The 21560-nt window shown below is 70.9% G+C and carries 20 protein-coding genes, 1 tRNA gene and 1 rRNA gene; 10 read left to right on the top strand and 12 right to left on the bottom strand.

The annotated features are described in order from the left end of the window. Positions 1-87, top strand: a 5S ribosomal RNA gene (rrf, locus tag ACIBM5_RS27515); the annotation flags it as partial. Positions 88-455: 368 nt separating this feature from the next. Here rrf and ACIBM5_RS27510 read toward each other — a convergent pair. Continuing rightward, positions 456-2240 carry a protein phosphatase 2C domain-containing protein gene (locus ACIBM5_RS27510; RefSeq protein ID WP_396009270.1) on the bottom strand — a complete coding sequence of 595 codons (1785 nt, stop codon included), beginning with the start codon at positions 2238-2240 and terminating at the stop codon, positions 456-458. Positions 2241-2843: 603 nt separating this feature from the next. Here ACIBM5_RS27510 and ACIBM5_RS27505 point away from each other — a divergent pair. Continuing rightward, positions 2844-4001 (top strand): tyrosine-protein phosphatase, encoded by a 1158-nt coding sequence (locus ACIBM5_RS27505; RefSeq protein ID WP_396009269.1) that lies wholly within the window; start codon positions 2844-2846, stop codon positions 3999-4001. Positions 4002-4100: 99 nt separating this feature from the next. Here the strand turns inward: ACIBM5_RS27505 and ACIBM5_RS27500 are convergent, their stop codons facing one another. From ACIBM5_RS27500 to upp, 4 genes are all read right to left on the bottom strand, one after another. Beyond that, positions 4101-4982, bottom strand: a complete 882-nt coding sequence (locus tag ACIBM5_RS27500; protein ID WP_396009268.1) for a SigB/SigF/SigG family RNA polymerase sigma factor — start codon at positions 4980-4982, stop codon at positions 4101-4103. Between the two features lie 248 nt (positions 4983-5230). After that, positions 5231-5755 (bottom strand): PH domain-containing protein, encoded by a 525-nt coding sequence (locus tag ACIBM5_RS27495; protein WP_396009267.1) that lies wholly within the window; start codon positions 5753-5755, stop codon positions 5231-5233. Between the two features lie 17 nt (positions 5756-5772). Further along, on the bottom strand, positions 5773-5940 hold the full coding sequence (locus ACIBM5_RS27490; RefSeq protein ID WP_020556777.1) for a hypothetical protein: 168 nt from the start codon (positions 5938-5940) through the stop codon (positions 5773-5775). Positions 5941-6301: 361 nt separating this feature from the next. Beyond that, positions 6302-6943, bottom strand: coding sequence for a uracil phosphoribosyltransferase (gene upp, locus ACIBM5_RS27485; protein WP_391586256.1), 642 nt, complete (start codon positions 6941-6943; stop codon positions 6302-6304). 254 nt (positions 6944-7197) lie between these two features. On the opposite strand from upp, the gene ACIBM5_RS27480 reads away from it, so the two are divergent. The 4 genes from ACIBM5_RS27480 (at position 7198) to ACIBM5_RS27465 (ending at position 8612) form a co-directional block, all read left to right on the top strand. Continuing rightward, positions 7198-7386, top strand: a complete 189-nt coding sequence (locus ACIBM5_RS27480) for a hypothetical protein (RefSeq protein ID WP_026219506.1) — start codon at positions 7198-7200, stop codon at positions 7384-7386. Positions 7387-7511: 125 nt separating this feature from the next. After that, the gene (locus ACIBM5_RS27475; protein ID WP_355534957.1) at positions 7512-7979 is read left to right on the top strand and encodes a tRNA adenosine deaminase-associated protein; all 468 of its coding nucleotides are present in this window, start codon (positions 7512-7514) and stop codon (positions 7977-7979) included. Positions 7980-7984: 5 nt separating this feature from the next. Continuing rightward, positions 7985-8515, top strand: coding sequence for a tRNA adenosine(34) deaminase TadA (gene tadA / locus ACIBM5_RS27470; protein WP_396009266.1), 531 nt, complete (start codon positions 7985-7987; stop codon positions 8513-8515). A gap of 10 nt (positions 8516-8525) precedes the next feature. Continuing rightward, a tRNA-Ser gene (locus ACIBM5_RS27465) sits at positions 8526-8612 on the top strand. A gap of 76 nt (positions 8613-8688) precedes the next feature. Here ACIBM5_RS27465 and ACIBM5_RS27460 read toward each other — a convergent pair. Next, entirely contained in the window at positions 8689-9096 is a 408-nt protein-coding gene (locus ACIBM5_RS27460) for a MerR family transcriptional regulator (protein WP_396009265.1), read from the bottom strand. A gap of 48 nt (positions 9097-9144) precedes the next feature. Here ACIBM5_RS27460 and ACIBM5_RS27455 point away from each other — a divergent pair, with 48 nt between their 5' ends. After that, on the top strand, positions 9145-10035 hold the full coding sequence (locus ACIBM5_RS27455; protein WP_396009264.1) for an NAD(P)-dependent oxidoreductase: 891 nt from the start codon (positions 9145-9147) through the stop codon (positions 10033-10035). A 181-nt stretch (positions 10036-10216) separates the two neighbouring features. On the opposite strand, the gene ACIBM5_RS27450 is transcribed toward ACIBM5_RS27455, so the two are convergent. Together ACIBM5_RS27450 and ACIBM5_RS27445 are read right to left on the bottom strand one after the other, a co-directional pair. Next, positions 10217-10819 (bottom strand): LytR C-terminal domain-containing protein, encoded by a 603-nt coding sequence (locus tag ACIBM5_RS27450; RefSeq protein ID WP_391586260.1) that lies wholly within the window; start codon positions 10817-10819, stop codon positions 10217-10219. A 145-nt stretch (positions 10820-10964) separates the two neighbouring features. Beyond that, the gene (locus ACIBM5_RS27445; RefSeq protein WP_020556786.1) at positions 10965-11261 is read right to left on the bottom strand and encodes a type II toxin-antitoxin system VapB family antitoxin; all 297 of its coding nucleotides are present in this window, start codon (positions 11259-11261) and stop codon (positions 10965-10967) included. A gap of 168 nt (positions 11262-11429) precedes the next feature. Here ACIBM5_RS27445 and ACIBM5_RS27440 point away from each other — a divergent pair, with 168 nt between their 5' ends. Beyond that, positions 11430-12962 (top strand): helicase HerA-like domain-containing protein, encoded by a 1533-nt coding sequence (locus tag ACIBM5_RS27440; protein ID WP_396009263.1) that lies wholly within the window; start codon positions 11430-11432, stop codon positions 12960-12962. A gap of 43 nt (positions 12963-13005) precedes the next feature. Here the strand turns inward: ACIBM5_RS27440 and ACIBM5_RS27435 are convergent, their stop codons facing one another. The 4 genes from ACIBM5_RS27435 to ACIBM5_RS27420 form a co-directional block, all read right to left on the bottom strand. Next, the gene (locus ACIBM5_RS27435; RefSeq protein ID WP_391586262.1) at positions 13006-14877 is read right to left on the bottom strand and encodes an AAA family ATPase; all 1872 of its coding nucleotides are present in this window, start codon (positions 14875-14877) and stop codon (positions 13006-13008) included. Between the two features lie 75 nt (positions 14878-14952). Beyond that, on the bottom strand, positions 14953-16401 hold the full coding sequence (locus tag ACIBM5_RS27430; RefSeq protein ID WP_396009276.1) for a hypothetical protein: 1449 nt from the start codon (positions 16399-16401) through the stop codon (positions 14953-14955). 430 nt (positions 16402-16831) lie between these two features. Next, complete coding sequence (locus ACIBM5_RS27425; protein ID WP_396009262.1) at positions 16832-17665, bottom strand: isocitrate lyase/phosphoenolpyruvate mutase family protein; 834 nt, start codon at positions 17663-17665, stop codon at positions 16832-16834. Positions 17666-17851: 186 nt separating this feature from the next. Continuing rightward, the gene (locus tag ACIBM5_RS27420) at positions 17852-18445 is read right to left on the bottom strand and encodes a hypothetical protein (RefSeq protein WP_396009261.1); all 594 of its coding nucleotides are present in this window, start codon (positions 18443-18445) and stop codon (positions 17852-17854) included. A gap of 124 nt (positions 18446-18569) precedes the next feature. Here ACIBM5_RS27420 and ACIBM5_RS27415 point away from each other — a divergent pair, with 124 nt between their 5' ends. Continuing rightward, on the top strand, positions 18570-19904 hold the full coding sequence (locus ACIBM5_RS27415; protein WP_396009260.1) for a BTAD domain-containing putative transcriptional regulator: 1335 nt from the start codon (positions 18570-18572) through the stop codon (positions 19902-19904). A 234-nt stretch (positions 19905-20138) separates the two neighbouring features. Then, positions 20139-21518: an FAD-binding oxidoreductase gene (locus ACIBM5_RS27410; protein WP_396009259.1), complete on the top strand. Its 1380-nt coding sequence runs from the start codon at positions 20139-20141 to the stop codon at positions 21516-21518. Positions 21519-21560 lie beyond the last annotated feature (42 nt).

Raw genomic sequence — 21560 nt, 5'->3', positions numbered from 1 at the left:
GGTCTCATTCCGAACCCGGAAGCTAAGCTCTCCAGCGCCGATGGTACTGCACTCGAAGGGGTGTGGGAGAGTAGGACGCCGCCGGAATCTACGTGTGAAAGGCCCATCCCGAACAGGGATGGGCCTTTTGCGTTTTTCGAGTGCGGTATGGTCGTGCGCATGCCTGACAACGAGATGGATCCTGCAGCCAGTACTCAGATGTTCCGGGCTTTCGTGAACGAGGATCGCCCTGCGGCCCCCGGTGAACCGGCCCGGCGCAGCACCCCGCCGGTGATGTTGATCGCCGGAGTCGTGATCGCGATCATCGTCGTCGCGGTGGCCGTACTCATTGCCGTCAGCTGACATACCGACGGGCGGGCCCCAATTGTTCGGGGACCCGCCCGAGGTATGCGGTGAATCGGTGAAACGTATTCGCCACAGCGGTGATCACCGCTGTGGGTGGGCGCCTCAGTCGGTCACGTCGACGGCCACAGTGCGACCACACAACCGTCGTCCTCGCGCAGGCGAAGGCCCTCGTCCACGTCGCGCAGGTAGTCGAAGAGGGATGGCGGCGTGCGCCAATCCTCGGCGAGACGTGGCGCGAGTCCGGCCGTGGGTTGACCGAGTGCCTCGGCGAAGCCGCCGGTCATCATGACCAGAACGTCGGTCGGACGCCACGTGGTTCGGCAGATGCGCAGCTGGTCGTCGCCCGCCTGGTCGGGGATCGCCGCCGGGGCGGTCTCCACGGACGCGTCCCGGATGCCCAGCGGCGCGCGCCAACCACCCTGGGCCAGGCGGAGCACGGTGCTGTCGCCGAGCACGGCCATGTCGACCCGATCGTCCTCCAGCGGATCCGCCGCGGTGACCAATATCGCCAGGCGCGTGGCAGGTTCCGAGCGGCCGAGTTCGTGCGCCCGGTCGGCGGTTCCGGCGAGCCTGGTGCGCAGGTCCTCCTCGACCTCGGCCTGCACCCCGGCCCAGTCCCAGTTCTCGTGGCGTTCGCGTGCGACCATCCTGGCGACCGTGCGGTAGGCGCTGCGGACCGCGATCTGCGCGGCGAGTTCGGACGCGTGTGCGTTGTCGACGCCGTCGCAGACGATCGCGATGGTCCACCGCGCGCTCGGGTCCGGGCCGACGGCGAAGCAGTTCTGCCTCGGCAGGCCCTGCTGCTGGTGCAGTTCGCCGCGGACGCCGGCGGCGCGAACGTTCAACCGGCCCAGTCGGCCACCGTCGACGACCATGCCGCCGCCGTCGGCGAGCGCGGGTGGGGGCAACATGCGCAACATCCTTCGCGGTACCTCGTCGGCCGCGTCCGCGGCCGGTCCGGGGCGGTAGGGCACGCGGGGGGCCGCGGGCACCGGCACGAACGAGGTGCCGGGCCCGTCGTCGTCCTGATCCGGTGTGGTGCCGGCGTCGAACCGGCGTCGGTCGTCGGGCTCGTCGTCGAGGGCGGGCATCGTGTCGACCGTCGCCCGATCGGACTCCGCCGCCGGGGCGGGCCTGCGCTTGGGGATCGGCGGGTAGGTCGGGCGGCGCTCGGACGACGGGCTCGGTCCCGGGTCGAGCGGGTCGACCGGATCCATCGGATCGGCGGGTTCGATGTCGTCCTCGGGCTCGGGCTGCCACTTCGGCGTCGGGTCCTCGCGGCGTCCCGGACGCGAGGTGCCGCGGGACGGGGGCAGTACGCCCTGCGGCTCGCGGTGCAGCCGGTCGGGCGGCATCGTGTCGCCGGGAATGCTGTCCGACATCGGCGTGCCGGGGGACGGCGAGGAGCCGAGCATGACGTCTTCCCAGTGCGAGGAGCCGGTCCGCCGCCGGGTGCGTCCCGATGTCGGGGGCGGGGCCGCGTCGTAGTCGGCGTCGTACTCCGGGCCCTGGTCGCGGCCGTAGTCGTACCCCGCGTCGGCCTCGTACGGATCGCGCCGGCCGAAGCCGGGTCGGCGGTCGTAGGGATCCGGCTCCTCCTCGGCGGGTGCGCCGAAGCCGAACCAGTTCGCGACCCGGCGCGCCCGGCCGGAGCGGCGTCCGCCCTGATCCGGTGCCAGGTCCGGGTAGGCCGTCGGCCCGTCGGGCGCGACGCCGTTGCGGTCGTACTCCGGGTCGGGGCGACGGTCGTAGTCGGCATCCGGCCGACGGTCGTAGTCCGGATCGGGACGTTCGCGACCGGTCGGGCCGGGACGTCGTGGACCCTGTGCTCGCGGGATGGGCTCGGCCGGCGAACCATCGCCGGGGGTGTGGCGCTTGCTGGTACCGTCCGGCACGGCTTCCTCCTTCGCGTCGGGCCGGCCGGCGAGCCGGTCCCGTCGTGTCGCCGGTGGGCGTACCATCCCCCACCCGTGCGACAGGTATCAACAGGTATAGCGTGCACGGCCCGTGCCCGTGTGCGCACGCGCGCGCATTGGCCACCACTTTGCCGCAGGGCCGTCCGGATCACCGTGCGGATGGCGGGCTCCTACCCGGAATCCCCGTGCTCGGTACCTATTTGACGGCGTATCAGGGAAACTCTCGGACACCGTGCCGGCGTTCCCCGTCCGGGCCGCGGATCCGGCGGATCGAGCGGGTCGACGGCCGTGGGACGAAGTGGCCGAAAAATACGGGTGGTTGGTGTTCCGGCCGGCGGTCGACGCGAGCATCGGCCGGGATGCCGTGCCGATGCGCGATCCCTTCCGGGTGATGTGTTCGTCGCTCTCCGCAGATGCGCCCGCCCCGTCGCGGTGATGCGTTCGTCTCTCCATACGGCACCGTCTGGAGCAAGTGGCCTGGTCGTCACTACAGTGGTGCTCGTCGCGCGGTAGCAACGACCGGTTGTTTTCCAGGTGGTTCCCGCGCGCTCACGAACACTTCCTCTTCGGGAGCACAACCGCATGCGCATACGCACCACCCGCCTCGCGACCATCGCCGTCACGGCGGCGCTCACGCTCGGCGGCTCCGTCGCGGTGACCTCGTCGGCCGCTGCCGACGAGGTCGGCAGCGACGCCAACGTCTCGGCCCGAGGCGGACTCGGCATCGTCACGAGCGCGTCGGCCACGGTCGACGCGGCCGGTACGTACACGATCACCTGGACCGACCGGTGGCCCGGCCCGATGCGCGTGTACGCGTCCACCGACGTGGATCGTTTCACCCGGCTCGTCGGCACCACCAACGGCACCTCGCTGACCGTGTCCGGCCTGGACCCGGCCCAGCGCTGGTACTTCAACGTCACCCCGGTCGGCCCGTTCGTCGGCGTGGTCACCGCGCCGCGCTCGCTGGGCCTGCAGAGCGCGCCCAACGCGCGCGACATCGGCGGCTACCGCACCGATCGGGGCCTGACCGTCAAGTACGGCCAGGTCTTCCGCACCGACGCGCTCGGCAAGGCGACCGACGCGGACGTGGCCCGGCTCGCGAGCCTGGGCGTGGACGTGGCGGCGGACTTCCGTACGGACACCGAGATCGCCGGCAACGGTGTGAACCGACTGCCCGCCGGCACCCCGATCAAGAACCTGCCGATCGCCGACGGCAACCTGACCAACATCACCAACGCCGCGGTGGGCAGCCGGGATCCGATCAAGCAGCAGGAGCTGCTGGGCGACGGCAAGGCCGCCGCCGCGCTGGAGAACATCTACCGCGGCTTCGTCGACGACCCGGCCCAGCGCGCGCAGTTCACCACCGTGCTGCGGGACATCGCGGACGGCAAGTCGGTGATCTACAACTGCACGGCGGGCAAGGACCGCACCGGGTGGATGACCGCGATCGTCCTCAAGGCGCTCGGTGTCGACGACGCCACCGTCTACGCCGACTACCTCGCCTCCAACGACAACCTCCGGGCCCGCAACGAGGGCACGAAGGCCGGCCTCAAGGCCGCCGGTCTGATGCAGGACCCGAGCCTGATGGACCCGCTCCTGTACGTGCAGAAGTCGTACCTGGACACGGCGTTCGCGCAGGTGCAGACGAAGTACGGCTCGTTCGACGACTACCTGCGCACGGGTCTGGGCATCGACCCGACCACCGAACTCAAGCTCCGGGCACGGCTGCTCACCCTCTGAGCACCCGGTCGACCCCGCGGACGGCCTCGACCTGCCGCCCGGCAAGGGCTCTGACGGATCGTCAGGGTCCTTGCCGGGCAGCGGTCGGGGCCGAACCGCTCAGGCGGACAGATCGGCGCGCAGGCGCGCCAGCGCACGGGCCAGCAGGCGGGACACGTGCATCTGCGAGATCCCCAGTCGCTCGCCGATCTGCGACTGCGTCATGTTGCCGAAGAAGCGCAGCATGATGATCTGCCGGTCGCGCGGACTCATCCGGGCCAGCAGCGGGCGCAGTGCCTCGCGGTACTCGACGCCGTCGAGCGCCTCGTCCTCCTGTCCCAACCGGGCGATCAGCGCGTTGTCGCGATCGTCGTCGAGGTCGTGTGCGTCCAGCGACGCAGGCGAGTAGGCGTTGGCCGCCTCCATGCCCTCGAGGATCTCCTCGACGGTCAGGTTCAGGTGTTTGGCGAGCTCGACCACCGTCGGGGCGCGGTCGTATTTGTGGTTGAACTGCTCGGTGGCCTCGGCCAGCGCCAGGCGCAACTCCTGGAGCCGGCGCGGTACTCGCACGCTCCACGAGGTGTCCCGGAAGAAGCGCTTGATCTCGCCGATGATGGTCGGCACCGCGTAGGTGGGGAACTCGACGCCGCGATGCGGGTCGAAGCGGTCTATCGCCTTGATCAGCCCGATCGTGCCCACCTGGAGCACGTCCTCGTACTGGTCCGTGCGACTGCGGAAGCGGTTGGCCGCGAAGCGCACCAGGGGCAGGTTCAGCTCGACCAGGGTGCTGCGCACGTAGGCGTGCTCGGCCGATCCCTCGACGACATCGGTGAGGCGGAGCAGGAGGGTTCGGGACAGCGTGCGCGTGTCCTGAGGGGTGTCGGTGCCGGAACCCCTGACCGCGCGAACGCGGGGGATGCCGGTACGGGGAAGGCGCGCGGGCGCGGCCCGGTCGGCGATCGAGCCGGCCGTGCCCTCGTGGGAAGCATCTCGCAGCAGCACTGGAGAGCCCACCTCCTCGTCGGTCCTGGAGCGGAACCTGGCCGCTGCCGGCCATGGTGGAACGGCAGCCGTCGTTCGGTACCCCCTTACCGGCGCGGGTCACCGCCCCAAACCCCTTGCGACATCCCCGATTTGTCAGGTGATGCGGGTGTATCTAGCGGCATGTCGACAGTACGAAAGCCGCAAATCACCGCAAAGAAAATTCGAGGTTTTACCAGCTGTTTCGTGTTACTCGCCGGTCATGCCGATTAGTCGACGTCGGGACCGAACAACTGATCGCACACCTTGAGGTAGACGGCGTCGGGCCGGGGCACGAATCCGACCTCCTTGAGTGGTTGATCCTGCCCCGCGGACTCCATCACGAACGTCCCGTGCCCGAGTATTCGGCCGCCCGGAGTGCGCCGGTAGCTCATGTCGGTCACCTTGGTCAGCGGCATCATGTTGACCCGCTTGGCGAAAAGCCCGCCGGCCAGGATGATCCGCTTGTCGGTCACGATGAAGTAGTCGTTGCGCCAGGTGAGTACGTGCCCCGAGCACCACAGCAGGAGTCCCGCCCCGATCGGCCACACGCCGTAGTGCACGGCCAGGTTCTCGGCCGGGAAGTACCACAGCAGCAGGAGCAGCAGGGCCGTCCCGAGGGTGGTGATCGCCAGCGGGCGCAGGATGATGGCCCAGTGCCGACGCACCGCTATCGCGCAGGTCTCGGTGGGCAGCAGGTATCTGCGTATCGCGTGTGGGTCGACGGTGGAGCCGGTGACCGGTCCCGCCCCCACCTCTCGACGTGCCCGCCTCAGCTCGTCCAGCCGCTGATCTGATCGCCGCACCACTTGGCGGCGGACGACATCGCCTGGAACCACTGCGCTACCAGGTCGGAGGCCTTTTCCGGCGTGGCGATGATCGTGTAGATGACGAAAACGATCAGGAGCAGCGTCAGGATCCTTTTGGTCTGCGCCTGCATCTCCCCGCCTCCCCGAATGAGGTATCGGGGAGAAACAATAGGGGAGAGGGAGCAGCCGCGGGGGGACCGGCCACTTCCTCTCCCCTGTGGGACCCCCGCCGGAGCAAAGGTGGGTCGTACCTTCGCAGCATCGGCAAACAGTCCCGGGGTGCCCACGGGGCTCCTGCCCAGCCCCGGGCACCCTTCCAGCATGCGCCGAGGTGTGCCGTCGCGCATCCGGCGTTCGGCCTGACGTGGAAGGGCCTTGGTCCCGCTTGGCGTCCGCGCTCGTGAGCCGCCCCCGAACGGCCGAACCCGCAGGTGGGTGCCGGGGTCGGCCGGATGGCCGAGCGGCGCTCCGGACCCTTTTCGGCGGCCTGCCCTAGCCGGCGGTGCCGTACAGCCGGTCGCCCGCGTCGCCCAGGCCCGGGACGATGTAGCCGTGCTCGTTGAGCCGCTCGTCGATCGACGCGGTCACGACGGTGACGTTCGCCTCGGTGTCCTGGAACGCCTCCTGCATCACCTTGACGCCCTCGGGCGCGGCGAGCAGGCAGATCGCGGTCACGTCGTGCGCGCCGCGCTCCAGAAGCAGCTTGGTGGCCGCGATCAGGGTGCCGCCGGTGGCGAGCATCGGGTCGAGCACGTACGCCTGCCGGCCGCTGAGGTCGTCCGGCATCCGGGTCGCGTAGGTCGACGGTTCGAGGGTGTCCTCGTTGCGGATCATCCCGAGGAAGCCGACCTCGGCCGTCGGCAGCAGCCGCACCATGCCGTCGAGCATGCCCAGCCCGGCCCGCAGGATCGGCACCACCAGCGGACGCGGGTAGGAGAGCTTGACGCCGGTGGTCTCGCTGACCGGCGTGCTGATCGCCACCGGGTCGACGCGTACGCCTCGGGTCGCCTCGTAGGCGAGCAGCGTGACCAGTTCGTCGGCAAGCCTCCGGAAGGTCGGCGAGTCGGTGCGCCGGTCGCGCAGGGTGGAGAGCTTGTGGGCCACCAGAGGATGGTCGACGACGTGAATCCGCATGCTGCGACATTAGCCGTTTGGCCTGGCGGCGACCCTGCCGGGTTGTCGGATTCGAGGCGTGTTCGGTGGCATTCGCCGGCCGGGCGACCGGCCCGACTCGTGTGTTTGCGGGAATGTCGGGCAAATTGCGATCGTTACACCGATTTGCGAACACACATCCGGTGCGACCTGCCGGTGTCGATGACTGAGCCGGCGCGTCCCGGGAACTACTGCCACGTCGGTTCCGGAGGCATTTCGAGCCCAGGGGCGTGGTGATGGAGAGTCGGGAACCTCGAACGACGGCGGCCGAGCGCCGCGAGGAGGAGGCGGCGCGCCGCCGCCGGCGCACCCTCTTCCTGCGCGAACTGGCCGAAGCGCGCGAGCTGCGGGCCCGCATCCAACCGCGACGCGTGCGCAATGAGCGGCTACGGCAGATGATGCGGATGCGTACGTTCCGTTACTGAATTCGACCGATCCTTGATCGTCTCGGTGACCTTGTTCGTCAACGTGCGCCAATTCCCGTCGTCGTGGTCCGGTATCTGCCACGATGCGAGGGACAACGCCGAAGCGAACGATCTTGGAGAGTCCCGTGGCGTACTTCGCCGCAGTGCTCGTACGTACAGACGAGCAGTGGGAGGCCCGTGAAGCCGACCTCGACGATGTCGAGGACTCGGCGGGGATGACCGCGCTGGCACGGTCGGCGGCGGTGGACGACGAGCCGGTGCTTTTGTTCGTCGAACAGGAGGACACCTGGTTCGCGGTCGTCCGGGTGGACGGTGAGGAGGATCCGCGCATCTACGTCTCCGACGTGGCCGCGGTCTCCCGCAGCGCCTACGCGGACGCGTTGCTGACGGCCGACGTGCTGGACGGCCTGGAGGAGGACGACGAGGCCGTGCTGCCGCCCGGCCCCGCCGGCGACGAGACGGTGCTCGTGGACCTGGGCGTGTCGGCCCAGCTGCTGGCCGACCTCGCGGGCGAGGCGGGTCTGCCGGCGGACGCCATCGCGGTGATAGCGGAACGTCTGGGCTGCGCGGACGAGTTGGAGACGGTCCGCTGAGCACGATGCCCCCACCGGTGCCCGAGCCCCCGTTCGACCCCGCGTTGCGCAGGTGGGAGCCGGCCATGCGGCTGGCCCTGGCCGAGGCGGCCCTGGCGGTCGACACCGGGGATGTGCCGGTGGGGTGCGTGGTGCTCGGCCCGGACGGCGCGGTGCTCGGCCGCGGCCGCAACGAACGCGAGGCGCACGGCGACCCGACGGCCCACGCGGAGATCCTCGCCCTGCGCGAGGCCGCCAAGGCCGTCGGTGAGTGGCGCCTGTCCGGATGCACCCTGGTGGTCACCCTGGAGCCCTGCACGATGTGCGCGGGCGCCCTCGTGCTGGCCCGGGTGGACCGGGTGGTCTTCGGCGCATGGGACCCCAAGGCCGGCGCCGCCGGCTCACTGTGGGACGTACTGCGCGACCGGGGCCTCAACCACCGCCCCGAGGTGGTCGGCGGCGTCGCGGCGGCGGACTGCACCGCCGTCCTGCGCGACTTCTTCACCCACACCCGCTCCCCGGAAACCGGTTACGAAGCACACCCCGGCATCCGGTAAGCTCTCTCTCGGTAGCGTGTCCGAGTGGCCTAAGGAGCACGCCTCGAAAGCGTGTGATGGTGCAAGCTATCCGTGGGTTCAAATCCCACCGCTACCGCTCTCGAGCAGTACGAATGAAGGACCCGACCGCATGCGGTCGGGTCCTTTTTTGTGTCCGGGCCCGTTTCGGCCGCTCAGGCGGGGAGGCACTCCAGGGCGGTGTCGTCGAAGGGTGGGTAGTTGTCGCCGCCCGTTCGCTCGGCTGCGTCGATGTAGTCGGCGAGGGCGTCGCGGGATCGGGCGAGCAGGTCCAGCTGATCCTCCAGGCGCCGCAGGCGTGAGCGCATCGCGGCGAGCAGTTCGGGACACCCGGGCAGTTCCGGGGCCTCTCCGACCGCGCAGGGCAGCAGGTACGCGATGTCCTCGGAGGACAGCCGGGCGCCGAGCAGGTGCCGGATCTGTTTCACCCGCAGCACGGCGGTCTCGTCGTACTCGCGGTAGCCGTTCGTGCCGCGGTCGGCCGTCAGCAGGCCCTGGGCCTCGTAGTAGCGCAACTGATGGGCGTTGACGCCCGTCCGACGACTCAGTTCCCCGATTCGCATCGAACCTCACTTGACCTTCACACCGGTATCAACGTTGACGATGCTGCCATGAACAAGACAAGCGATACACCCGTGGCCGTGAGCGTCATCGGACTCGGACTGATGGGTCGGGCGCTCGCCGGTGCCTTCCTCAAGGCCGGGCACCCCACCACCGTGTGGAACCGTACGACCGCCAGAGCCGACCGATTGGTGGCCGAAGGAGCCCGCCTGGCGCCGACGGTCGACGATGCGCTGAAGGCCGGTTCGGTGGCGATCATCTGCGTCACCGACTACCCGGCCGTGTACGAGCTGCTCGGTGCGAGTGCCGGCGCGTTGCACGGCACGATGTTGATCAACCTGACGTCGGGCGACTCGGCCCAGGCCCGGGAAGCCGCCCGGTGGGCCGAGGAGCGCGGCGCCCGATACCTGGACGGCGCCATCATGGCCATTCCGTCGGCGATCGGGACCGCCGAGGCGGTGATTTTGCACAGTGGGCCGCAGTCGTATTTCGAGGCGCACAAGTCGACACTCCAGGCCCTCGGCACCGTCACCCACCTCGGTGCGGACCACGGACTGGCGGCCCTGTACGACGTGGCCGGCCTGGCCATGATGTGGAGCGTCCTGAACGCCTGGCTCCAGGGCACCGCCCTGGTCGGGACGGCCGGGGTCGACGCCACGGCGTTCGCGCCGTTCGCACGACAGATCGCCGCCGGTGTGGCCGAATGGCTGCCCGGCTATGCCGAGCAGATCGCCCGCGGCTCGTACCCGGCCGAGGTGTCGGCCCTGGAGACCGACGTGCGGGCGATGGCGCACCTGATCGAGGAGAGCGAGGCGGTGGGCGTCAACGCCGAACTGCCGAGGTTGATCAAGGCCATGGCCGATCGCTCGATCGCCGCCGGACACGGCGGGGAGCAGTACCCCGTGCTGATCGAGGAGTTCGGCAAACCCGGCCGAAACTGATCCGTCCCGGCCCGTCCCGTACAGTCCCGTCCCGGCCCCGAACCCGGGAGCCGGCCGCTCCGAGGCCCTCTCACCGCGAAGCAGCGGGCCGGGGGTAGCGGGCAGCGGGCGGTCGGGCTCGGCGTGCCGCTGCCGCCTCCGCGGGGGCGCGGGGCGGCAGCGGGTGGGGTCGTTCGGCGGCTCAGCAGCCCGGGGGCAGGCTCGCAGGCGGCGGGGGCGGCGGGGACAGGATCGCGGCGGCCGCCTCGGGGGTGGCCAGGTCGGTCCAGCCGTCGCCGATCACCAGGTCGACCGTGCCGTCGGTGCGCTGGTCCTCCTTGTCGGTGCTCGCCGCCACCTGGGCCGCGACCACCTTCGCCGGAGTGGCGCCGGGGAAGCCGTGCCGGATCTCGGCGGTGGCCGCGATCGGCTGGTTCAGCGGGTCGTTGGTCACCTTGCCGATGGTGAAGCCGCGCACCTTGAGCGCCTCACTGACGGTCTTGGCCAGACCGCCCCGCTTGGTCGCGTTGTAGACGTTCACCGTGATCGTCTTGGGATCGGGCAGCGCCGCGGGCGGGGCGGCCGGCGGGGCCGAGGCCGTCGGCGAGGGGCACGCGGCGGCCTTGTCGCCGCTGTCGTCGGACGTGAAGTGGTACACGCCCCAGCCCGCCGTGGCCAGCACGACCAGGCCGACCACGATCGCGATGACGACGGGCATGCGTCGCCTGCGCCGCGTCATCCGCGGATACAGCTTGCCAGTGATCTTGTACTGGCCTCCCATGCCGCGGGGAGTGAGCATGCTCATCGGTGTGCCCCCGTCCTCCTCCTGCACGGCATGGCCGTGATCCCGGTCGCCATGGAGTCGAGGTTAGCGCCGACGCGGCACCTTGCGTATCCGGGCACGGCCGTACGCGAGACGACCACCTGATCGGGCCGCCGGGGTTGCGTGCTCAGCCGAGTTCGAGCACGCGCGCGTGCAGCACCTGGCGCTGTTGGAGCGCGGCCCGGACCGCGCGATGCAGTCCGTCCTCCAGGTAGAGGTCGCCCTGCCATTTCACGACGTGCGCGAAGAGGTCGCCGTAGAAGGTCGAGTCCTCGGCGAGCAGCGTGTCGAGGTCGAGTTGCCGCTTCGTCGTGATGAGTTGGTCCAGACGCACGGGCCGCGGGGCGATGTCGGCCCATTGCCGGGCACCCGACCTCCCGTGGTCCGGGTACGGTTTGCCGTCACCGATCCGCTTGAAGATCACAGGCTCAGCCTACCGGGATCGCGGTCGCCTAACCCCCACCCGGCACCGAAGAGAAGCAGCGGGGGTACGGATCACGCCGGCTCGGATGGCCGATCCGGCGGGGCAATCGGGATATTTCTTGTCCTATCGGTGTATTCGTCTTCCGCATCTCGGCGAGCGGAGGAGCGCATGAGCGAGCAGGACGACACGATCGCGGCCATCACGGCCGGATACGCCTTCACCGGGCCCGCCCTGGAACTGGGCGCGGCCGTGGTCGAGGGCGCCGCGCGTCCCCAGGCGCAGGTGCGTGTCCCGCTCGCGGTGCTCAACCGGCACGGCCTGGTCGCGGGCGCGACCGGCACCGGCAAGACCAAGACCCTGCAACTGATCGCGGAGCAGTTGTCCGCGCAGGGCGTGCCGGTCTTCCTCGCGGACGTCAAGGGCGACCTGTCCGGCATCTCCGCACCCGGTGTGCCCGGCGACCGGGTCGCCGCGCGGGCGGCCGAGGTCGGTCAGGACTGGCAACCGGCCGGCTGTCCGGCCGAGTTCCACGCGCTCGGCGGGATCGGACCGGGCGTGCCGATCCGGGCCACGATCACCGACTTCGGGCCGACCCTGCTGGCCAAGGTGCTGGACCTGAACGAGACGCAGGAGTCCTCGCTCGGCCTGATCTTCCACTTCGCCGACGAGCGCGGACTGGAACTGGTCGATCTCAAGGACCTGCGCGCGGTGATCCAGTACCTGACGGACGATGAGGGCAAGGCGGAACTCAAGCGGATCGGCGGCTTGTCCGCGGCCACCGCCGGGGTGATCCTGCGCGCGCTGATCACGCTGGAGAACAACGGCGGAGGGGCGTTCTTCGGCGAACCGGACTTCGACACCGCCGACCTGTTGCGCACCACCCCCGACGGGCGCGGCGTGGTCTCGGTGCTCGAACTCGCGGCGGTGCAGGACAAGCCGCAGTTGTTCTCCACCTTCCTGATGTGGCTGCTCGCCGACCTGTTCCACGATCTGCCGGAGGTGGGCGACCCGGATCGGCCGCGCCTGGTGTTCTTCTTCGACGAGGCACACCTGCTGTTCACCGGTGCCTCCAAGGCGTTTTCGACCGCGATCACCCAGACCGTGCGGCTGATCCGGTCCAAGGGCGTCGGTATCTTCTTCGTCACCCAGACGCCGAGGGACGTGCCCGCCGAGGTGCTGTCCCAGTTGGGCAACCGGGTGCAGCACGCGCTGCGCGCCTTCACCCCCGAGGACGCCAAGGCGCTCAAGGCCACCGTGTCCACGTTCCCGCGCTCGGCCTACGACCTGGATCAGGTGCTCACCCAGGCGGGTACCGGTGAGGCGGTGGTCACCGTGCTCGGCGAGAGCGGCGCCCCGACGCCGGTGGCCTGGACCCGGCTTCGCGCACCGACGTCGCTGATGGCGCCGATCCCGACGGAGGCGATGCAGGCGGCGGTGGCCGGGTCGCCGCAGTTCGCCAAGTACGGCGCGGCCGTGGACCGCGAGTCGGCGTACGAGAAGCTGACGGCCGCTCAGGCGCCGCCCGCGGAACCGGACGCGGCTCGCGGACCGGCGCCCGAGCGTGCGCACGAGCCCGAACCGGGCGTGGTCGATCGCATGATGGGCAACTCGGCGGTGAAGTCCGTGCTGCGCTCGATGGGCACCCAAATCGGCCGGGAGATCACCCGCAGCCTGTTCGGCACCGCCCGCCGCAGACGCTGAACGGGCGGGCGGGTGTCGGGGACTTCGTGCGCCGGGGCCCGGTCTACTTCCTCGGCATCTTCGCGAACGCCTCGATCCAGAACCGCTGCTTGTCCACGGACTGGCCGACCAGGTAGCTGGAGCGCAGCTTCGGCGGCAGGCCGGCGAGCAACTGCGCCACGGTGTCCAGATGTTCGCGCAGCTGCGACAACTCGGCGTTGGCCAGCACCTGGTGCACCACATCGGTGTCGTCGGTGCCCTCGGCGGACTCCTCGTTGGCCGCCTCCAGTCGGCGCACCCACTCGGCCAGATTGGCCGAGATGTCGCCGAGGCCGGTGGCCGGGTTCTCCGCGAACCTGGCCTCCAGCGCGTTCAGCGGCACCGGTGCGTATTCGCCGTCGCCGAGGTAGACCTTGGCCATTTCCAGCGGCAGGTCGCGCTTGTGCAGCTTGATCAGCCGCTCCAGGGTGCGCTTGGTGATCCAGTCGCGGCCCTCGTCGTCGATGTCGTTCTTCCACCACTCCAGCACCGTCTCGGCGACCGGGCCGTAGGTGCTGATCAACCACTCGTTGGCGGGGATGTCCTCGGGACGGATGGTCAAGGACGCGGTGAAGCGGGTCGCCTGCGCGATGTTGTTGCGCGAGACGAGCATCTTGCGGCCGAGGTGGTACGGCGGGTTCTGCAGCGCGATCTGGGCACGCAGGCCGGGAATCGGACGGCCCGCGATGGACCACTCCTGGGTGACCTCCATCAGCTTGGCGAAGGTGGACTTGTCCTTGGGCCGGTTGTACTCGTCCCAGACGATCACCTTCGCGCCGGGATCGGTGAACTTGGCGGCGAGCAGGTTCTCCAGCGAGCCGTCCGGGGTGGGCACCGGCGCGCACAGGTCCTCGACGTTGGTCACCGGCAGCGAGAAGTAGAGCGGTTCGCGGCCGAGTTCGGTGCGGACCACGTCGCGCACCACCTCGGTCTTGCCGCAGCCGGGCGGGCCCTGGATCAGCACCGACCAGCGACGGTGGATCGCTTCGCGGACGATCCGGCGCACCGAGTCCGGCGTCTGGTCGGGGTTGCGCACGTTCAGGCCCGCGGCGATCCGGTCGAGCACCTCGTCGGTGCGGTCCGGGCCGGGGGAGCCGTCCTTCTTCGTCTCGGTCAGCGCGAGCCGGTCGCCGTTGACCAGCGGCAGCCCCCACACCAGGGGGAAGCCGGCCAGCGCGCAGTCGATCACGTGCTCCAGGGTGCGCGGGGACACCAGTTGGCGCAGTGCCGGGGACAGGCTCGTCCAGACCTGGAAGACCGGGGTCAGGTCGGTGCCGGCGAAGCGCTCGGCGAGCTTGTACCGCCACGCGGTGTCGGTCGCGGTGATCTTGACCGTGACCATCCGGTCCAGGATGGCCAGGTCGGTGCGCCGGGTCGCGGTCTCCGCCAGCGACTCGTTGTCGGTGAGGAACACGCCCACGCAGCCCAGTTCGCGCAGGTCGTGCTCGCCGAGCGTCCAGTTGCAGGCGACCTGCATCAGTTGCGACTGGATCGTCTCGCCCGCCTGCAACGCGTCGTCGATCAGCAGCACGAACCGCTTCCCGGGCCGCAGTTGACGCATGATCAGCTGACGCAGCACCAGTTCGCCGGTGCGCTCGTCCCGGACGGGCGCGTTGATCAGCAGATCGTCGGGAGTGAGGTTCGCCGCCGGTACGAAGACCAGGACCGTGTCGTCGTGCCGGTCGGGGATGTGGCTGAAGAACGTCGCCGTCTTGCCGATGCCGTGCTCGCCGAAGATCTGGCCGGTCTGGCCGAGGTCGATCATCGCGTCGATGAACTCCTCCAGCTTGGACACGCCCTTCCAGCCCTTGGGGCGTTCGGGGTAGGTGGCGGTGGCCTTCCACTTGGGCTCGGCCGCGGGGCGGCCGGCGCGCGTGGTGTCAGCGGTGATCGTCATGGTTCCTTCCGGGTGCTGCGCACGGCGTGCTGCGGAGGGCTCTTCGGCGAGGCGCGTCGGCATGGACGGCCCCGATCAGTGGTCGCCGGTGAGGACGCGGTGACAGTCCATCGGCGGGTGGTGCCGCTCCGGCCAGTCGTCCCCGCCCTCGGTGATCAGCCAGATCCACTTGTCCGGGTCGGCGGGGGTGATCGGTGGCGCGTAGCCGTCGGTGAGCATCACCACCGCGTCGACCGATTCGTCGAAGCGGCCCGATCCTTCGATCTCCAGTCGGCCCTCGACGTAGTCGGCCACGTTCTGGAAGTTGGTGCCGCCGCCGCCCAGCACCCGTTCGCCCGGCTTGAACGGCATCACGGTGCCGTCGAAGCTGAGCCAGTGCGTCTCGACGCCGTCGGCCTTGCCGACCAGTTCGGTCAGCCAGCTCACCACGTGGTCGGGCATCGACCCCGAGGTGTCGTAGGCGATCACCACGACCTTGGTGCGCTCCAGACCGCGCCGGGCGAGCATCGGGTCGTGACCCAGCGCCGCCAGCAGCGCGCCGCGCTTCTTCGGATAGACCAGGCGCTCGCCCTCGCGCAGCTTGGACGCGAGCACGTCCACGAGCCACTGCTGCCACCACTCGACCCGGCGGGTGCGCTGGGTCTCGCCGCGCAGGAAGCCCGCGCCCAGGTCGCCCCACAGCTTGGTGGCGCGGTCGGTGGCGCCGTCGGTGCGCGAGAGCAGGTCGAGCAGTTCCTGTCGGGCCAGCCGCTCCCCTCGGCGGGCGGCGAGCAGGACGCTGCGCAGCACCTCGGAGGCGACCCGGCCGGCGGTCTCGCCGTCCATGCCGTCGTTGTGCCCGGTGCCGCCGCCCAGGATCACGTGCACGCACAGCGGGGGCGGCACCGGCGGGTTCTTCATGCGCTTGAGCTCGGCGTAGACCGTTGCGTCGGTGTCCACGAAGTCGCTGTAGGACAGCGGCGCCAGGCCCTGGTCGGTGAGGTCCTGCACGTACGAGTGGTGAACCTTGCGCGGGTCGATGCCGGTGGGGTCCTCGATCGAGGCACCGGTGGCCGGGTCGAGCCGGCGCAGGATCGGCAGCGTGCTGCGGCCCAGGCGGGTCATCGCGACGTGGTTGATGGTCACCTCGGCCGCGAGCGTGAAGACCGGGTCGGCGCGCAGCTCGGACTCGGCGAACAGGTGTCGCTGGATCAGGTGTCGGGCCTCGTGGAAGAGCACGAACTTCACGCCGTCCAGGCCCAGATCGCAGAAGAACTGCGGGTTGTACAACAGCAGGCAGGTGCCGTCGCCGGAGGCCATCACGGCCGCGGTGTCGATCGCGGTGGTCGGGATGTGGTGGTGGCACTTGGTGTACAACCACGAGGCGATGACCGACAGTTCCATGCCGAAGTCGAGCAGCGCCTCTTCCTTGAGTTTGCGGGCCCGCGCGATCACTTCGTCGTCGGCCGGTCGCCAGGCCTCCAGCGCTCGACGGTCGGTCAGACTCACGATCGGCGCCTGCGGGGCGCGTTCGCCGTACGCCACGTCCGTCACCTCCCCTCGGTGTCGTTCGATGATCCCAGTGCCGACCGACAGCGGCTCGGCCGGCCCGGGGCACTCCCGGCCACCGCCGTCGCGGTCGCGGCCGGCTCGGTCGGGCCGCCCCCACCCCTGTCGCTCGGTCCGCCGGATCCACATTGTGTGCCGCGGTCGGGCCCGGGGTCAGGGGGTTTTCCCGCGATCGGCGGGCGGCGCTCGCGGGCGGCGGGCGGTGGGGCCGGCGGGAAGCGGATCGTGTTTGTTTTCCGTCGTTCGATCGGGGTGGACGGGTCGCCGCACGCACGTACGGACCGACCGGAGCGGCGGGGGCGGGCTCGCGTCTCAGTGGGTGATGCACCGGCCCGCGTGGCGGAGGGCGGGCACACCGCCGGCGCACCGCCCCCGGGAGGGCGATGCGCCGGCGGTGTGGATGTGGTCAGTAAGCCAGCAGGGCGTTCAGGTCGCCGTAGGGGATCGAGTCGGTGAGCGTGCTGTACGTGCCGGTCTCGAACAACTCCCGGGCCGAGCGGCGGACCACGGCGTACGCGGCCTCGGCGATCGCGGAGCCGAGGCTGACCCGGGCCACGCCGAGCTTGCCGAATTCGGCGACGGTGGGGGCGCCGGGGCCGGCCAGCACGTTCAGCGGGGCGGGCAGGGCTTCGGCGAGGCCGGACACGGTGGTCGGGTCGGTGACGCCGGGGACGAAGATGCCGTCGGCACCGGCCGCGAGGTAGGCGGTCGCCCGGTCGAGCGTTTCCCGCAGTCGCTCGGCGTCGTCGTCGCCGATGCCGCGAAGGTAGGTGTCCACCCGGGCGTTGATGAACAGCGGGATGCCGGCGGCGTCCGCGGCGGCCCGCGCCGCGGCGATCCGCTCGACCTGGTCGGCGGCCGCCCGCAGCGGCACGGGGCCGGCGTGCAGGGCGTCCTCCAGGTTGACCCCCACGGCGCCGGCGGCCAGCACGCCGCGGATGGTCTCGGCGACCCCCTCCGGGTCGTCGCCGAAGCCGCTCTCGATGTCCGCGGTGACCGGCACGTCGACCGCGGCCACCACCCGCGCGACGAGTTCGAGGGCCCGCTCACGGCCCAGTCGATCGCCGTCGGCCGCGCCCAGGCCCCAGGCGACTCCGGCGCTGGTGGTGGCCACCGCGCTTGCTCCGGCGTCCGCCACGAGTCGGGCGCTTGCCGCATCCCAGACGTTGGCGAGGGCGAGGGGCGCGGCACCGGTGTGCAGCGCCCGGAAGGTCAGGGCGGTGTCGTGAAGACTGGTCATGCCCCTACTCCATCATCCGCCCATCGATCGGGCCGGCGGTTTTGTGCCGGCATCCCCCGGGCCGGGAGCCCCCGATCCGACCTCTCCCGGCCCGGGAGCCTCGGGCGCGGGAGCCTCGGCTCGGCAGGCCCGCTCATTCCGGGCTCCCGACGACCTCGGCCCCGCGAGGTGGCGCACCACGGTCGGTCACGACGCCCCGGCGGCGGCCAAGCGCGGGCAGAGGTCGTCGGCGGTGCCGTGCAGCATGGTCAGCTTCTTGCCGCCGGCGGCGTCGATGTCGAGCGTGTACGTCCCGTCGAGCCGGTACAGGCCGCGCGGCAGGGTGCCGCCGTTCTCCCCGAAGCCGGTCAGGACGGGGCCCAGGACGAACCACAGCCGGGAACCGTCCGGGCGGGTCCGCACGACCGCGCTGCCGCCGGCGTCCACGTCGAGCGCGGCACCGGATGCGGTGTCGGTGACCCGGACGATCAGCGGCCCCTTGTAGGCGACCCATTTCGGGCTGCCGTCGGGATAGGTCTCCAGCACCTGTTGGACCACCTCGTCCAGGATCGGTTCGGCGTGCATGGGGAAATCACAGCGCGCGCCGGCCGGGAAATCGAACGGCGGCGTCGGCGCGGGCTCCCAGCGGCCCGTGGCGGTTGCGGAGGCGGACACGGACGCGGGCGACGCGGCTGTGGGTGGTGAGGCTGCGGTCGGCGAGGTTGCGGGCGTCGCGGAGGCGGGTGCCGCGGCGACGAGGGCGGCGGCAAGTACCGGCAGGGCGAGGAGGGTTCGGCGCATGGTGTCTCCTGGGTGAGGCGGCGGGAGGAGAGCCGGCGGGCCGCGGTGCCCCGCCCGGCACCGGCCCAGCCTCGCCCCGGTCGCTGACCGGATTCTCACCACGCGGGCCGGGAAGGTGGCAGCCATGGAGTTCCGCTTGTTGGGCCCGTTCCAGGCGCGCCACGAGGACACCGAGATCACGGTCGGCAGCCGCCGTCAGGAGCGGTGCCTGTTGGCGGTCCTGCTGCTGGACGCCGGCCGGGTGGTGGGCACCGCGCGGCTGATCGACCTGCTGTGGCACGGGGCGCCGCCGGCCGGGGCTCGGGGCACCGTGCACACCTACATCGCCCGGCTGCGCTCCCGGCTCGGGCCGTACGGAGTGCGCGTGCGGACCCGACACGACGGCTACACGATCGACCCCGACGGCCACGCGGTGGATGCGTGGGAGTTCGTGAATCTGATCGAGCAGGCGGCGCAGGCCGGGGATCCCGCCGAGCGGATCCGCCTCCACGACCGTGCGCTGGCGCTGTGGCGGGGTCCGTTGCTCGCCGACGTGGTCGACGAACCGCTGCGTGGCCGACTCGGCGGGCGGCTCGCCGAGCTTCGGTCGGCCGCGCTGGAGCAGCGGGCCGAGGCCCGGTTGGCCATGGGCCTGCACGACCGGGTGCTCGCCGATCTGGCGCCGGTCGTCGACGAGTTCGCGACCCGGGAGCGGCTGGTCGCGGCCCGGATGACGGCGCTCTACCGCGCCGGGCGCCGAGCCGAGGCGCTGGAGGTGTACCGGCACACCCGCAAGCTGCTGGTGGCCGAGCTGGGCATCGACCCGGGTCCGGAACTGACCACGCTGCACGATCGGGTCCTGCACGGCGATCCGCGTCTGGACCGGCCGTCGGCGCCCGTCTACGCGGTCCGGGTCGGCGGGGAGTGGTTGCCGTGGAACACCGGCGGGCACCCGGCGCTGGAGTTCTGCAACACGTACGCCGGCTGGAGCCGTCCCGGCCGCCCCGATGCCGACTGGCTGCGCCGCTACGAAACCCTCGCGGTCTGGGCGGGCCACCTGGACCTGGTGGACGACCGCCTGGTGCGGAGGCTGCGCCGGCGAGCCCGCGAGCACCCGGACGAGGCCGCCGAGGCGCTCGCGCGGGCGCGGGTGTTCCGCGGCGACCTGTACGCCTGCCTGACCGATCCGCACGACGCGCGCGCCTTCGACGCGGTGGCCGCAGTCGCCTCCGAGGGGGCCGGTTCGGCGGTGTTCGTCCGCGGCGAGGACGGTCTGGGTCAATGGCGGCTGTCCGACGCCGCAGGTCTGCACTCGCCCCTGTACGCCACTGCCCGCAGCGCCGCCGAACTCCTCGCGGACCCGAGCCGCTTCACCATCCGCCGCTGCCCCGACGAAGACTGCGGTTGGCTCTTCGCGGACCCCGGCGGACGCCGCCGCTGGTGCAGTCTGGCCACCTGCGGCAACCGCTGCCGAAGCTAGAGCCTGTCCCGATCGACGCCCCCACGACCCCGGCCGTGCGACCGGTTCGCCGGCGCGGGGCGCGGAATTGCGCCGCCGTGTACTCGGCGAGAGGCTGGAGGGGTAAGCCCTGCGGCGTTCGGTGACCGTGCAGGCCACGGCGGCGCCGGGCACTGGCGCACGATTGCTTACCGAGGGCCGGTCAGCGAGAAGGCCGGGCGGGTTTGCGGTCCGCGTCCCGTCAGGGAGATGGTCATGGACGGCAAAACCCTCGAAGACATGCGCGGCGCGCTGCGCGGCCCGGTGATCGCACCGCAGGATTCCGACTACGACCCGGCACGCCGGATCTACAACGCGATGATCGACAGACATCCGGCCGCCCTGGTGCGGTGTGCGGACGCGGGGGACGTGATGGCCGCGGTCGACTTCGTCCGCGAGCACGACCTCGAACTCGCGGTTCGCGGCGGCGGACACAGCGGCGCGGGCCTGTGTGTGATCGACGACGCGGTCACCCTGGACCTGTCGCCGATGCGCTGGGTACGCGTGGACCCCGTGGCCCGGACGGCCCGGGTCGGCGGCGGCAGTCTGCTCGCCGACCTCGACCACGCCACGCACGCCTTCGGGCTGGGCGTACCGGCCGGGATCATGTCCACGACCGGTGTCGGCGGTCTCACCCTCGGCGGTGGGCACGGCCACCTCACCCGCAAGTACGGCCTCACGGTGGACAGTCTGGTGGCCGCGGACGTGGTGTTGGCGGACGGCAGCTTCGTCATCGCGAGCGAGTCCCAACACCCGGACCTGTTCTGGGCCTTGCGGGGCGGCGGCGGCAACTTCGGCGTCGTCACCTCGTTCCGCTTCCGTCTGCATCCGGTGGACACCGTGGCCGCCGGAGTCACCCTGTGGCCGGTCGAGCGGACCCGCGAGGTGCTGCGGTGGTACCGCGAGTTCCTGCCGCAGGCGCCCGAGGACCTGAACGGGTTCTTCGCGGCGCTCACGGTCCCACCGGGTCCGCCGTTCCCGGAGGAGATCCACGGGCACAAGATGTGCGGCGTCGTGTGGTGCTGGACCGGGGACCCGGACGCCGCCGAGGACCACCTCGCCGCGGTGCGCGAACCGGCCCCGCCCGCCTTCCACTTCACCGCGCCGATGCCCTATCCCATATTGCAGACCATGTTCGACGAACTGATCCCCACCGGCCTGCAGTGGTACTGGCGCGGCGACTTCTTCGACGCGATTCCGGACGACGCGGTCGACGTACACGCCAAGTACGCGGAGAGCCTGCCCACCGCGCTGTCCACGATGCACCTCTACCCGGTCGACGGAGCCGCGCATCGGGTCGACGCCGCGGACACCGCGTGGGGCTACCGGGACGCCATGTGGTCCGGCGTGATCGGCGGCATCGACCCGGACCCGGCCAACGCCGAGGCCATCCGGCAGTGGTGCGTCGACTACTGGCAGGACCTGCACCCGCACTCCATGGGCGGCGCCTACGTCAACTTCATCGGCGCCGACGAGAGCCACGATCGGGTGGAGGCCACCTATCGCGAGCACTACGAGCGGCTCGGTGGGGTCAAGTACAGGTACGACCCGCACAACCTCTTCCACGCCAATCAGAACATCAAGCCGAGGGGTTGAGGCGGCGACGGGTCGAGAGGATGCGGGAGAGGGGACGGATCG

Origin of the sequence: Embleya sp. NPDC050493 (assembly GCF_044458105.1) — a bacterium.
Taxonomy (GTDB): Bacteria; Actinomycetota; Actinomycetes; order Streptomycetales; family Streptomycetaceae; genus Embleya.
Note: the sequence above shows the minus strand (reverse complement) of the source record. Positions and strands in the feature narration are given on the sequence as shown.

Coding starts and splice junctions, on each gene's coding strand:
- ACIBM5_RS27480 (WP_026219506.1), top strand. CDS start 7,198: ATGGAGAGTCGGGAACCTCGAACGACGGCGGCCGAGCGCCGCGAGGAG.
- ACIBM5_RS27415 (WP_396009260.1), top strand. CDS start 18,570: ATGGAGTTCCGCTTGTTGGGCCCGTTCCAGGCGCGCCACGAGGACACC.
- ACIBM5_RS27435 (WP_391586262.1), bottom strand. CDS start 14,877: ATGACGATCACCGCTGACACCACGCGCGCCGGCCGCCCCGCGGCCGAG.
- ACIBM5_RS27420 (WP_396009261.1), bottom strand. CDS start 18,445: ATGCGCCGAACCCTCCTCGCCCTGCCGGTACTTGCCGCCGCCCTCGTC.
- tadA (WP_396009266.1), top strand. CDS start 7,985: ATGCCCCCACCGGTGCCCGAGCCCCCGTTCGACCCCGCGTTGCGCAGG.
- ACIBM5_RS27410 (WP_396009259.1), top strand. CDS start 20,139: ATGGACGGCAAAACCCTCGAAGACATGCGCGGCGCGCTGCGCGGCCCG.
- ACIBM5_RS27440 (WP_396009263.1), top strand. CDS start 11,430: ATGAGCGAGCAGGACGACACGATCGCGGCCATCACGGCCGGATACGCC.
- upp (WP_391586256.1), bottom strand. CDS start 6,943: ATGCGGATTCACGTCGTCGACCATCCTCTGGTGGCCCACAAGCTCTCC.
- ACIBM5_RS27450 (WP_391586260.1), bottom strand. CDS start 10,819: ATGAGCATGCTCACTCCCCGCGGCATGGGAGGCCAGTACAAGATCACT.
- ACIBM5_RS27505 (WP_396009269.1), top strand. CDS start 2,844: ATGCGCATACGCACCACCCGCCTCGCGACCATCGCCGTCACGGCGGCG.
- ACIBM5_RS27490 (WP_020556777.1), bottom strand. CDS start 5,940: ATGCAGGCGCAGACCAAAAGGATCCTGACGCTGCTCCTGATCGTTTTC.
- ACIBM5_RS27455 (WP_396009264.1), top strand. CDS start 9,145: ATGAACAAGACAAGCGATACACCCGTGGCCGTGAGCGTCATCGGACTC.
- ACIBM5_RS27425 (WP_396009262.1), bottom strand. CDS start 17,665: ATGACCAGTCTTCACGACACCGCCCTGACCTTCCGGGCGCTGCACACC.
- ACIBM5_RS27460 (WP_396009265.1), bottom strand. CDS start 9,096: ATGCGAATCGGGGAACTGAGTCGTCGGACGGGCGTCAACGCCCATCAG.